13 protein-coding genes and 1 pseudogene are annotated in these 13,243 nt (G+C 26.6%); 3 read left to right on the forward strand and 11 right to left on the reverse strand.

Annotation, left to right across the window (positions count from 1 at the left end):
- The 3 genes and pseudogenes from KQ44_RS05350 to pyk form a co-directional block, all read right to left on the reverse strand.
- Positions 1-866 (reverse strand): annotated as a pseudogene (locus KQ44_RS05350) (PD-(D/E)XK nuclease family transposase); the annotation flags it as partial.
- Positions 867-948: 82 nt separating this feature from the next.
- Positions 949-2,337 carry a sodium-dependent transporter gene (locus KQ44_RS05355; RefSeq protein ID WP_096736545.1) on the reverse strand — a complete coding sequence of 463 codons (1,389 nt, stop codon included), beginning with the start codon at positions 2,335-2,337 and terminating at the stop codon, positions 949-951.
- Positions 2,338-2,498: 161 nt separating this feature from the next.
- Positions 2,499-3,932 (reverse strand): pyruvate kinase, encoded by a 1,434-nt coding sequence (gene pyk / locus KQ44_RS05360; RefSeq protein WP_096736546.1) that lies wholly within the window; start codon positions 3,930-3,932, stop codon positions 2,499-2,501.
- 165 nt (positions 3,933-4,097) lie between these two features.
- Here pyk and KQ44_RS05365 point away from each other — a divergent pair, with 165 nt between their 5' ends.
- On the forward strand, positions 4,098-4,655 hold the full coding sequence (locus KQ44_RS05365) for a hypothetical protein (RefSeq protein WP_240516496.1): 558 nt from the start codon (positions 4,098-4,100) through the stop codon (positions 4,653-4,655).
- Here KQ44_RS05365 and rsmA read toward each other — a convergent pair.
- The 4 genes from rsmA to KQ44_RS05385 are packed head-to-tail and all read right to left on the reverse strand — an operon-like array spanning position 4,652 to position 7,965.
- Complete coding sequence (gene rsmA, locus KQ44_RS05370) at positions 4,652-5,500, reverse strand: 16S rRNA (adenine(1518)-N(6)/adenine(1519)-N(6))-dimethyltransferase RsmA (protein ID WP_096736548.1); 849 nt, start codon at positions 5,498-5,500, stop codon at positions 4,652-4,654. The two genes, KQ44_RS05365 and rsmA, sit on opposite strands and share 4 nt — an antisense overlap.
- Complete coding sequence (locus KQ44_RS05375) at positions 5,490-7,217, reverse strand: hypothetical protein (RefSeq protein ID WP_096736549.1); 1,728 nt, start codon at positions 7,215-7,217, stop codon at positions 5,490-5,492. Before KQ44_RS05375 ends, rsmA begins: the two co-directional genes overlap by 11 nt.
- Entirely contained in the window at positions 7,214-7,648 is a 435-nt protein-coding gene (locus tag KQ44_RS05380) for a tetratricopeptide repeat protein (RefSeq protein WP_096737791.1), read from the reverse strand. The genes KQ44_RS05375 and KQ44_RS05380 overlap by 4 nt, the downstream gene beginning before the upstream one ends.
- Before the next feature lie 11 nt (positions 7,649-7,659).
- A complete protein-coding gene (locus KQ44_RS05385) occupies positions 7,660-7,965 on the reverse strand; it encodes a hypothetical protein (RefSeq protein WP_013112996.1) in 306 nt (101 codons plus the stop codon).
- 205 nt (positions 7,966-8,170) lie between these two features.
- Here KQ44_RS05385 and KQ44_RS05390 point away from each other — a divergent pair, with 205 nt between their 5' ends.
- The gene (locus KQ44_RS05390) at positions 8,171-8,833 is read left to right on the forward strand and encodes a hypothetical protein (protein ID WP_096736550.1); all 663 of its coding nucleotides are present in this window, start codon (positions 8,171-8,173) and stop codon (positions 8,831-8,833) included.
- 7 nt (positions 8,834-8,840) lie between these two features.
- The gene (locus KQ44_RS15560; protein ID WP_096736551.1) at positions 8,841-9,587 is read left to right on the forward strand and encodes a hypothetical protein; all 747 of its coding nucleotides are present in this window, start codon (positions 8,841-8,843) and stop codon (positions 9,585-9,587) included.
- Between the two features lie 39 nt (positions 9,588-9,626).
- On the opposite strand, the gene rarD is transcribed toward KQ44_RS15560, so the two are convergent.
- The 4 genes from rarD to KQ44_RS05415 all read right to left on the reverse strand — a co-directional run bounded on the left by rarD (position 9,627) and on the right by KQ44_RS05415 (position 13,114).
- A complete protein-coding gene (rarD, locus tag KQ44_RS05400) occupies positions 9,627-10,481 on the reverse strand; it encodes an EamA family transporter RarD (protein ID WP_096736552.1) in 855 nt (284 codons plus the stop codon).
- A 101-nt stretch (positions 10,482-10,582) separates the two neighbouring features.
- Complete coding sequence (locus tag KQ44_RS05405) at positions 10,583-11,332, reverse strand: ankyrin repeat domain-containing protein (protein WP_096736553.1); 750 nt, start codon at positions 11,330-11,332, stop codon at positions 10,583-10,585.
- A gap of 188 nt (positions 11,333-11,520) precedes the next feature.
- A complete protein-coding gene (locus tag KQ44_RS05410) occupies positions 11,521-12,555 on the reverse strand; it encodes an NADH:flavin oxidoreductase/NADH oxidase (RefSeq protein WP_096736554.1) in 1,035 nt (344 codons plus the stop codon).
- 244 nt (positions 12,556-12,799) lie between these two features.
- The gene (locus KQ44_RS05415) at positions 12,800-13,114 is read right to left on the reverse strand and encodes a hypothetical protein (protein ID WP_096736555.1); all 315 of its coding nucleotides are present in this window, start codon (positions 13,112-13,114) and stop codon (positions 12,800-12,802) included.
- Between the last annotated feature and the right edge of the window lie 129 nt (positions 13,115-13,243).

Consider the following 13,243-nt stretch of genomic DNA (forward strand, 5'->3'; position numbering starts at 1 on the left):
TATCCACTTCTCTCTTTTTATATTTATCCATTACTGAGCTATCATTGACAAATGTATGACACTTCTTTTATACTTCTTCAAATAAGTACTTTCTTTCATCAAGACTGACATATTTTCCTCATTTATAAATAAAAAATTATTCACTTTTAGGGTCTTTTAAGTTTACTTAAAATACGTTCATAATTTTTTATATAAAAAATTTTATCCAAGAAATGAATTCCTTATGTATATTGTCTAAATTTTCTATTGCATAAATATTTTTTAAATTGAATTTGGGAAGTTCTAGTCACAGCCCACATTCTGTGTAAAATGCAATTGACAATGATCTGTGAGAATTTTGTTATTATTTAATTCTTTTAATACATCTTTATCTTCATCACTTAATATAAAATTTGTAATATTAATGCTCACAGTAGGTTTTAATTCATAATAAAAAGCTCCTCTATTTAAACTAGAACTATAATTATAAGCCCAATAATATAATGCTCTTTTTATAAAATATTCATTCTCTCTTGACTGTATCTATATTAAAACAGTTATAGCTGTTTCTGTTGTTGCCTTTATATATAGATGTCTGCCAACCTTCGGTGCTATTAATTCTTTCTCATCATAATTTTCAGCAATATTGAGGCGACTGCGACATCTGTCCACCTTACGTGCTGCCTTAGGCGATGGATTAAGTATTTCTATTTTTTTAAAAGTTTCAAAGTTTAAATATTTAAATATTGCATTAATGAAATTTAAAGCTATATTTTCATTACCAACATGCGAAAATAAATAGCGTATAAAATAATCATTAATTCTATTTAAATTATCAACTGTAACAGGCCATTTAATATTTGTTTTAATCTATCTAAATCTATCATAATTTTATTATACTAACATTAATAATAAATGTATGCAGGTAATACATACACTGCATACATAAAGAATTATTAACTATTAATTTCAAATAAAAAACTTATATATATAATTAATAATAAACATAGCAAATAATATTATAGGAAGTATATAAGTTACATAAAATCTTGATATAACTGGAAACTTTATTCCGCTTCCAGAATCAACTTCTATAATAAAATTATCCCATCCCCAACCATATTTAGAAACACAGAATATTATTATATATATTCCCCCAAGCTCAACCAAATTATAACTTACTATAAAATCAAATAGATCTAGGAAACTTGTATTCGCCCCCATAGGATGTATAAATGATAATACATTAAAACCAAAAGCAGTAGGAAGAGAACATACAAATACAACCATACCAACTGCTATAGAAGCAATATGACGAGGCATTTTAAACTCTGACATAGTAAAAGCTATTAGATTTTCAAATACAGTTATAACAGTAGTTAAAGCAGCCATTGCCAAAAATATAAAAAATAATGTACCCCATAATCTAGGAAGAGGCATAGAATTAAATATATTAGGCAAAGTAACAAATGCTAAACCTGCACCTTCTCCAGGATTTACATCAAATGCAAAACAAGCTGGAAATATTACAAGCCCTGAAAGAAGTGCTATTAATGTATCTAATATAACTATTATTACAGATTCATTTGTTATAGATTTTTCTTTTCCTATATAGCTGCCAAATATTGTCATACTTCCTATTCCAATACCTAAAGTAAAAAATGCCTGCCCCATTGCCGCATATATTACCTCAAATAAATTTTCTGCTCCTCTATTAAAAATCTTAGATAAATCTGGAAGAAGATAAAATTTTACTCCCTCTATAGCACCTTCCAAAGTTACAGACCTAATTATTAATATAATCACTATTATAAATAATGATGACATCATAAACTTTGATGCTTTTTCAACGCCTGCCTGAAGCCCCTTAAAACATATTAATGTACCAAAAAATACAGCTATAAATAAACTAATAACCATTATTTTAGGATTAGAAAGCATAGTCCCAAAAAACTGTGCCACACCATCTGGACTTAATCCTAATGTAGCACCGGTAGCCATATAATAAGCATAAGTTATAGTCCAACCTGTAACACTGGTATAAAACATCATAAGTATTAAACAGCCAAGCATCTGAATATATCCTATTAAATGCCATTTAGCCCCTTCTTTTTCTAATGCTTTATAAGAACCAGCTATATCTCTTCCTCCAGCACGACCTATACTAAACTCCATTATAAGTATTGGCAAACCTATTACTGCTAAACATATAAGATAAATAAGAACAAAAGCAGCTCCGCCATATTTACCTGTTATATAAGGGAATCGCCATATATTTCCAAGTCCTATAGCACATCCTGCCGACACAAGTAAAAAACCAAGCCTATTCGATAATTTTTCTCTTTTTTCATTATGCATATTAGCAACTCCAAAATTATTATCTACATATTATACAATATTTATATATTACTTCAAGTAGTAATATATAAAATATATGCAATTTTTTGTTACAAACAAAAAATTATAAAAAAAGGATTACTAAAAATCATTAGTAATCCCAAATAAAATTGATATATAAATTAGTGTATAATAACTATACGAACGCTATTTTCCTGCCATCTGCCCTGCCATTTGCTTCCACTTACAACTATTGCAGTATCACCATGATTTGCCAAGTTATGTTTAACTATAGTATCTTCAAGTATATCTATCTGTCCTCCATGACTAATTCCAGAACTGAAGTTTAAATCTTCAGGCATAAGTATAGTATAGACATTATGACATATAGAAAGGCTATTAGATAAATTAGTATCAGAAGACATAAATACTATAGGCGTTTTAGGTCTTTTTTTTGATAAATTTCTCACAGTTCTTCCGGACTTAGAAAGTGCAATTATCACTTTATTATTCAAACTATATGATAAATAAGAAGCACTATCAGCTAATGCATCATTTATTCCTCTATCTAATAAATTCATATTATCATGAGATATTTTAGTCATAGATCTTTCAGCAGCCTCTACAATAGAAACCATAGCTTTAACTGATTCTATAGGATAATCACCTGAAGCAGTTTCGGCAGACATCATAACAACATCTGTTCCATCTAATACAGCATTAGCAACATCACTTGCTTCCGCTCTTGAAGGTACAGGACTTTTTGTCATACTTTCAAGCATTTGAGTAGCTATTATAGTAATTTTACCTAAATCATTGGCCATTTTTAATATCTTTTTCTGCCAAACAGGGACCTCTCCGAATGGTATTTCTACCCCCAAATCACCTCTTGCTACCATAACTCCGTCAGAATGTTTTATTATATCTTCCAAATTTTCTAAAGATTCTGTATTTTCTATTTTTGATACTATACCAACATGCTGAAAATTATTATCATCTAAAATTTTTCTAAGTCTTATAACATCATCAGCACGCCTAACAAAACTCATACCCAAATAATTTACACCATTTTTTGCACAAAATAGTGCATCATTAATATCTTTTTCTGTTAAAACTTCTGTAGTAACATGAGCACCTGGTAAATTAATTCCTTTGCTGCTTAATATAGTTCCTCCAGTTATAACTTTGCATACCACAAGTTTTGAAGCCTCATCGCTTGATTCTACTATAAGCTGTATAGTACCATCAGCTATTAAAAGCATAGAGCCGCTTTTTACATCATGTGCTATATTAGAATGCGTTGTAGGAATAATATTGTCATCATTAGTTTCTTTATATCCGCTTAATTTTACGATATCACCCTCTTTTACTGCTATAGGGTCTTTTAACTTTCCTATTCTTATTTTTGGTCCCTGCATATCAGCTAATATTGCAACTGGTTTTCTCAATTCTTTAGAAACTTTTCTTATTATATTGATTCTCTCTAAATGTTCTTCATAAGCCCCAAATGAAAAATTTAATCTGCATACATCAGCACCATTTTCTATAATCTTTTTTATCATATCTTCACTAGACCATCTAGGTCCTAAAGTAGCTATTATTTTAGTTTTTCTCATTCATATTTCCTTTATTTGTAATTTTTATTACCATAAATCTTATATTATATAAATATAAAAAATTATACAGCAATGTTATAAAAAAATCTTTAAGATTTATAAAAAAATACTTATATAAAATAATTTTTTACTTTAAAAATATATATTATGATATATAATAAAACAATGACTACAAAAAAAAGATATATAATATTTTTAAGTATTCTATTGGCATTGTCTCTATATGCCTGCAAACATCAAACTAAAACTATAATCTTTAATAATATATCAATAGATGTTCCTGAAGATTTTTCAGAAAATTTTTTGGGACAAGCGGTAGAAGCTGATAATAATAGAATAGAATATTATAATTCATACGGTGTGCAGAGAAAAACAGCAATATACACTGCAGCATATACAAAATATAAAGCTGCATATACTGGGATAATTAATTTAGAAAAAGTTAGAAACGATATAATAAACGGTTTGAAAAACAACAATGCTATTCAAGAATTTCAAATAGTTAATGAAGGTCCAGCCCAAGGTTTTGATAATGCTTATGAAATTTTAATGAGTTTTTATTACGGGCCTAATAAAACTTATCATAAATCATTCTCAATGATTCATGACGATGGCATACTTCAAATAATATGTATGTATAATGCTAACAGTAAAAAAGATGATAGAGAAATAAATAACATTATAAAATCTGTAAAAATAATAGAAAATAATACCAATGATTAATTAATATATTCTTTTAATGTATTGGAAAGTTTAATTACTTTATTCAAGTTTAAAGTTTCTCCTCTAATATTTCCATCAATACCTGATTTTTCAAATATTTCATCTATACAACTTTTATTTATATTAATATATGGAGAATTAATAAAATTATTTTTTATAGTTTTTCTTCTATTATGAAATAATGTTTTTGACACGGATTTAAATATATCTATCATATCAATATCAGTTTCTTTTGGAGTAATACTTATAATAGACGATGTAACTTTGGGAATAGGATAAAAAACTTCTTTAGAAACATTATATTCAAGTTTTACATCTGACATAAAATTAGCAAATAGTGTTAAAGCTGAATAATTCTCTGTATCTTCTTTAGCTGTAAGCCTTTCAGCAAAATCACTTTGAACCATAAATACAGCATAGTTCCATTTACCATAAGATTTTTGCAATAGCCATTCCATTATAGGACTTGCTATATTATATGGTATATTCCCATAAACATCATATTTCTTATCTGAATCTGATATATCAAAAGTTAATATATCTTTATGAATTATATTAATATTATTAAATTTTTCTTTTAAATGATTGTACAAAGCATTATCATATTCTACTATAGTGAGATTTTCATTATATATATTTATGAGCATATTACTTAAAGCTCCAAGCCCTCCGCCTATCTCTAAAGAAAATTCACCTCTCAAATAATTTTTTGGAACAGTAGATGCTATATTATATGCAATATTTCTATCACATAAAAAATTTTGACCTCTATTTTTATTTGGAAATATAGACTTCTCTTTTAAATATTCTGTTATTTCTCTCTTTGAGTATAAATTATCTAACATCTCTCGGAATTCTAGCCATTTGGAATATTACAATCAATATTAAAATAAAAGCTGATACTACAATAATTATAACACTAAGAGTAATCTCAGAAACCATCACAAGAAGCATAGCAATATAACTAACTATTACCCTATATACCAAAGCAAGCAATATAGTTCCGACTACTCCAGTAACTCTATTATATATATGGAAAGTGGCTGAAGGGGACATAGAAAGCCTGTATCTAAATGAATAGTATGCTATTATAAGAAATAATAACAGATATGTAATAGGTTCTATATTTTTAGTTATTAATTCAAGATTAATCTCTTTATCTGAGTATCCAAATCTTTTAATTTCTTTTCTTAATGTAAATAAATCTGATAAATTAATATACTTTAATTCCAAAGAAGTATAATTTTTAATAATATCTAAAGTACTGTATGATATAGAAATAGGGATAATTAAACTGTTAGTATCACTATAGATATAATCATTTTTATTTGTATCAAAACGTGCCTTCAAGATAATATTTTTATTATTATTTGTGGATTTAAATTCATCAGCTATTTTTCCATATAAATAATTATCACAGCTTACAATTTTTAATTCATCATCAAGTTTAATAAGTGATACATCAAATATATAAAAACTATTTTTAAACACAGAACTGCTTGAAGACGAAAGCAATGTATTTTTATCAAGCATTAAATTTATTCCATTATGATTTAATGCTGATGTGTACTGCAATATATCTGGATTGTTAATATAAGCATTTCTTATTTCTTTAGCTTCCCTAATAAAGAAATCGTATCTGCTTATGGAATCTCTAATAATAGAATAATAATTATCAACTTCCGCTATATTCGGAGCTTCCATGTATAATTTAGAAATCCCATCATAAGCGTCCCATAATCTTCCATTTTCATAAAGCGTGATAACATCTGACAATCTTCCATATACAGATGCCTCTTCTGTTGTAGTAATTGCATACTTTGGTTTTTGATTATTTGCAATGCTAATTTTATTTATATAATACAAAGCCAAAGGATTGTATTTATCCAAAGCAATAACCTGATTAAAATATTTAGACGCCTCATAATAATTTGAATAGCTAAATTCTCTAGTACCAAGTCTTATTAAATTATTAATATTGCTAATTTCTAATTGATGATTTTTTTCATTCTCTTTTCTTTTTTCTTCCTGTATGCTTTTTATTAAAAGAAGTACATTACCGTCATTTCTATCATAAAATAATGCCTCTTCAGCAAAATAAGCAGCAGAATCTAAATTACCGCTGATAAGTTCATTTTTAGATTTTTCATATGCTTCATTTTTTAGTTTTAGTCCATATTCATAATAAACCATAGCATCCCTAGAAGAATTATGCTCTTTTACAATAGAGATAAAAGAATCCACAAAAGAATAATCATATAGTGTATAAAATATAACTAAAATTATAATGACAGTTATAGGGAAAGCTATAACTTTTGATATATTTTCCTGATATAGATATTTAGCCTTAAAGAAAGCAAAATATACAGATAGAGATATTATATACGGCATATAAGTTTTATAGAATATTAAACTTATTAACATATATGTAAATAAAGAATAATCTCTGCCTTCACCTCTGGAATACAAAACATATATTATTAATATAACAGCTATACCTATAATACTCATTATTAAAAAATTTAATATAAGTCTAGTAGTAATGCTATGTTCTTTTTTCATGAGTCTACATTTTCTTCAATAACTTCTACTTCCTCTTCTATTATCTCTACAGGTTTTAATTTAGGTTTTTTATCATAAATATCCTGCATAACCTTTTGAGCCAAAATTCTAGGAGGTAAAACTGTAAAATTATTTATAACTATATCAAAATATGTTAAAGCCTCTTCATACTTATTTTGATAATAGTAGCAGAAGCCTATTTCATAATAAGCCCAAGCCACATCTTTACTATAGTTTTCTCTATCAAAATTATCTATTATATACTGATAATAAGCTATAGCAGTCTTGTAGTTTTTATTACCAAATTCAGTATATGCTTTCTCAGCTATTATTTTTGGATATCTCTCTTCTTCAACGGATATCTTAACTGCCGAGGCACATGAAGCTAATAAAAAAACAAGTATAACTAAAAAAACAAAACTTTTTTTCACTAAAAAATCCATTATTTTTTTATAGTATATACCTCATCACGAACAGGCAGACTTTTGCGTAAAGCCTTTAGGAAACTTCTTAAATCACCCATTTCCTTATAGTCATCACACTTTTCAACCGTTCTTCTTGCAACTGTAAAATACTTGTACATTTTTTCTTCACCAAGTTTTTTACGCCATTGTTCCTGTGCACATTTAACTCTTAGCAAATATTGGTTGCCGTCTACTCCGCTTGACTTTCTAAACAATACGCAATATCGGCAGTTAGCACAATATATACCTGTTTCTGACACTTGTTCATTTTGTTCTTCGCTCATAAATACTTACCATAAATATATTTGTTTTAATTATTTTATAATAAAAGTATAACAAACTTTAAGATTTAAGTCAAGATTACTAATTTGTTAAAAAATTTCATAAATATTTAAGTACGTTAATAATTACATAATTTTTTAATATGGCTTTTTTACTATAATTAAAAAAATAATATTTAAAATTAATTTTTTTACGAGAATTGTTAATATGACATATATAAAAACAGCATTAATAATTATTATACTATATACAGTTGCTTTGTACTCTCAAGAAAGCACTGATATGAACTTTCAGGATTTATATGCAAAAATGAAAGATAAATATTCTTCTATATATCCAAAACATTTTGAAGCATATATAAGCGGAAAAATAGTACAAAGACAAATTGATACTATTCCTGCAAAAAGTTATACAAAAACTAAAAATGATATAAAATTAAAATTTTCTTTTACACAAGGAAGTACACCTTCTATAGTACTAGAAAATGTTGATAGTTTTTACAGAAATATGTTTTCTGTATTTGAAGGGGCTTTAGAAACTATAGGATTTTATACTCTAGTTGGAAGTTCGTCAAGTTACGATTCATTATCAAAAAAATTCACTTTTGAATCTTTAGAGGAAAGTAAAAATAAATATGAAATCACTTTAAGAGCAAAAGGAGAAAACCTTAATTATAGTGTGGTATATACTGTTGATAAAGAAATTTTATTAATAGAAAAAGCTGAGTATTATAATAAAAAATCTAAAATATATGATGTAAGCATCAGTTATGAAAATATAGAAAATTATACTCTGCCTAAAATTATTAAATATAAAAGTTCTGACGGAAAGGTAAACTCCGAAATAGAATTTACTGATATAAAATTTTAAATTACGGATAACGAATTATGAAAAAATATTAACAATTATAACTTCTTTAACATTAGCTTTTAATCTATATGCAATTGATGTAGAGAGCTTATTCAATCTTTCAGGCAATGGAGAAATTGTATACTATAAAAGTGAAAATATAAATAATGCTGATTATACTCAGGCTGAAAAATTAAAAGCTGATTTAGAAAAAAAAGGATACTATGTAAACTCTATAGTTATTGCTGATGTTCTTCCTATAGAAGGAAATGAATTTATAGCTTTAGTATCATCTAGTCAGGGAAATAAAATTTGCATATATAATAACGAAAAAGAAGAGTTTTCATACAGCACAGACAGATTTGGAAAAAACTCTGCTGTAGATTTAGAAAACTTTTATGATAGAAAAGATGAAATAGGAATTATAAAATATTATATTATCAATGACAATGGACAGGACAGAGATATATACATGTATATGTTTAGAATAGACGGAGCAAGTATAAAGTTTATAGCTGACATAGAATTTTATAGAGAAATTAATTCTATGAAAAGTTCTGTAATTACTCAAATGGACAATATATTTGAAGATATTGACGGGGACGGAATATATGAAATGCTTGTTGAGTCAAGAGAAAAAATAAGCGGAAGAAATGACAGAGTGGAATATCAAATATATAAATTAAGTAAAAGTAAAGGAAAATACGAATGCATTATGTCATCTTGGCTTGAAGACAGCCCAGTGGATTTATCAAGATATTTTCAAAAAAGATAAGAAAATAATTTACATATATAAAAAACATACAAATATTTTTTATACTTTATCTTTCTTATTAGAATTCTTAAATATTGATATTGTATAAAGCACCGCAGCAATTATTATAATAATGAGCGTAACTGCCCTATTTACATTAACTTCTTCTTTATATACAAAAATAGCAAGTAAAGTAGCAATTAATGGAAGTAAAAACTGTAAAAAACCAAGAGTAGAAACATCAAGACCTTTAGCTGCCTTGGCATACAAATAAAGAGGTATACCAGTAGCAATGCCTGCAAACATCAAAGTTACCCAAGAAGAAACAGACTGAGGCGAAGAAGGAAAATATATTTTGCTTAAGATTATTGAAGGAATAAGTATAGCAGCCGTTTCTAAAAACAAACTCTCCCAGCCTGAATATACTGTCATTTTTTTGAATATGCCGTATATAGAAAAAGTAAGCCCTATAAAAAATGCCATTATAGGAGGCTTACCCAATGTAATAGTTTGATAAACCATACCTATAAACATCAAAATTATAGCTGCATATTCTAATAATGTTTTTTTCTCTTTAAAAAATATTATTCCAGTAAGTATACTTAAAATAGGTGCTATATAATATGCAAGCCCAGCCTCAAGGACATGACCAGAGTTCACAGTATAAATATATAAATACCAATTAATACCCAAGAAAATACCTGCTATTATTATTGATATTAAAGGTTTTATACCTCTGTAAAGACTTGCTCTCTTATAAATAATTATTATCAAAGTAAATATAAAAGTAGTTATAACACGAATACCCAAAACAAATGCTGAATCAAAATTCTGAACTGCTTTCCAATATATAGGAAGAAGCCCCCAGATTATATAAGCTGAAGCTGCGATAAGTATAGATTTATTTTTAGACATACAATATATCCCACATATTTTTATGCATATATAATAAAACTTAAAAAATTTTTTTCAATACAAAATTTAAGTTTTTTGATTAATTCATAATAAAATAATCTCTATCTTAAAGCACCATATTTAATTAAAATTTCAGCCATTTTATAATTCTTATTTTCTTCCGCCATAGTTAAAGCGGTTTTATTATAATTATTTCTTTTATTTACATCTGCCCCATTTTCTATTAACATTTCAACTAAATTTCTATAATCAAGTATAGCAGCATACATTAAAGCACTATAGCCATGAATATCCTGAATGTTAATATCTACACCTAAACTAATAAAAATATTAATCATATTAATATCAGCACTATTTAAAATATTGTACATTAAAGCAGTTTTTCCGTCTAAGTTTTGAGCATTAATATCTGCCCCAGACTCTGCTAATAGCGTTATAATATTGGTACTGCTGTTTGCTGCATACATTAAAGCTGTAGATTTATAATTATCAGTTATATTAATATCAGCATTATACCATATAAGCATTTGTATAATATCAAAATCTCCTAACTGACAGGCGTATATTAAAGCTGTTTTACCGCTGTCATTTTGTATATCTGTATCAGCATCATTTTTTAATAATAATTCTAGTATATAAATATTTTTATTAAATACAGCATGCATTAAAGGAGTAACACCGTATTTATCTCTCACATTAACATCAACATCTTTTCTATTAAGTATATTTCTAACCGAAACAGTATCCGAAGTTTCAGCTGCAATTAGTAAATCATTTTCATCTTGGGTAAATGAAAAAATATTAAAGCATATGCTGATAAATAAAGCTGTTATAATTAATAAGCACTTCATAATTTACATTATCAATAAAATTTATATATAACATTATAATTCTATTATTAAATAAAAATATATCAAGAAAAAATAATGTTTATAAGCAAATAAAAATAAAAAAGGCTTAAATTATGCATAATAAATACACATAATCAAGCCTAAAATATTATAATCAAAAAAATATTTAATTATATATTATTCTTTAATTATCTTTTAGCCATTTCATACTGTTTAGGGAATGGAACATCAATACCTAAAGTTCTAGCAGCCTGTAATGCCCAATAAGGATTTCTTAAAATCTCTCTTCCAATATATACAGCATCAGCAGCACCGTTTCTTACTATCATATTAGCCATTTTAGCATCAGTTAAAAGTCCTCCGCCTATACAAGGAACTTTCATATATTGTTTTAATTCTCTGCAGAAAGGTATTTGATAGCCTTCATAAGGTATGATTTTACCGTCAGCAGTAACAGCTCCCGTACTAACATTGATAGAATCAAATAATCCTTCTTCTTCTAATGGTTTTAACATATCTACAAAATCTTTTACTGTGTTTCCGCCTTCTCTCCAATCGTAAGAAGATATTCTTATTTGTATAGGATAATCTTTACCTACAGCTTCTTTTCCTTTTCTTAAAATCTCTTCTAAAATTTTAGCTCTGTTTTTTCCGTATTCATCAGTTCTTTTATTTGATAATGGCGATAAGAAAGTAGAAACTAAATAACCATGAGCAGCATGAACTTCAACCATATCAAAACCAGCTTTTTTAGCTCTTACAAATGCTTTAACAAATGCATCAACAACTTCATTAATATCATCTTTAGTCATTTCAACAGGTGTTTTAAATTGATCGCTAAATGCTATAGCACTAGGAGCATATATTTTATCAACTTTCAAAGAATCACATTTTCTTCCAGCATGATTAATCTGTATTGCAGCAGTAGCTCCATTATCTTTAATAGCTTTAACAAGTTTGCTTAAACCGTCAATATATTTATCGTCCCAAATGCCTAAATCATTGTCAGTAATATAGCTCGCAGTGGAAAACACTCCTGTAGCTTCAACAATAATAAGTCCTGTTCCGCCTATAGCTCTTGTGGAATAATGCTGAATATGCCAATCATTAACATATCCGTCTTCAGCACTATACATACACATTGGAGGCATTACTACACGGTTTTTTATTTCAAGATTACCTATTTTTAAAGGTGTAAAAAGATTACTTTTTTCTGGTTTCATAAAATAACTCCTTTATAAAAAATTAAATATTAAGCATTCTTTATATAGTACTATATAGTATATAACAATTTTTTTAATATTTCAATTTCACAATATAATTAATTTAAATATACTTATAAAATAATTATATGTGAATATCAAAAAAAATAGCATATATAATACATATAATACATTTATTTATAAAAAATGTGCTAAAAATATATAATAATTATTATTAAATTATCAAAAAGATACTAATAAAATACTATTCTTTCTTTTCAACCCACTTAATAGTATATCTGTCAAATGATTTACTTCTGTCAGCAAGCCATATAGTATCTTTCTTTACTTTAGCTGTTACAGTAATATTTCGTCCTACATACTTGGCATATTCATCGAAAAATTTTTTATCAAAATAATAATCTCTCTCTTCTGTAGTTATAACTATCTCTGGAAATATTGAAGTTCCAACCATTCTAATCGTACCTGTAATATCTTCCTTTTTAGCAAAAATTAAAAAGAAAAAAATACACATAAAAATATAAGAATATTTTACCATATTTTTATAAATTATTTTCATTAGTTCTCCATTTTATAAATTAATATTTTTTATACTACCATCTTTATTTATCAAACAATATAATTATGTATTTAAATACATAATTATCATATTTATTTTAAATCTATACTTATCAATATAAAATTAATT

Source organism: Brachyspira sp. G79 (assembly GCF_002379365.1).
Classification (GTDB): Bacteria; Spirochaetota; Brachyspiria; order Brachyspirales; family Brachyspiraceae; genus Brachyspira.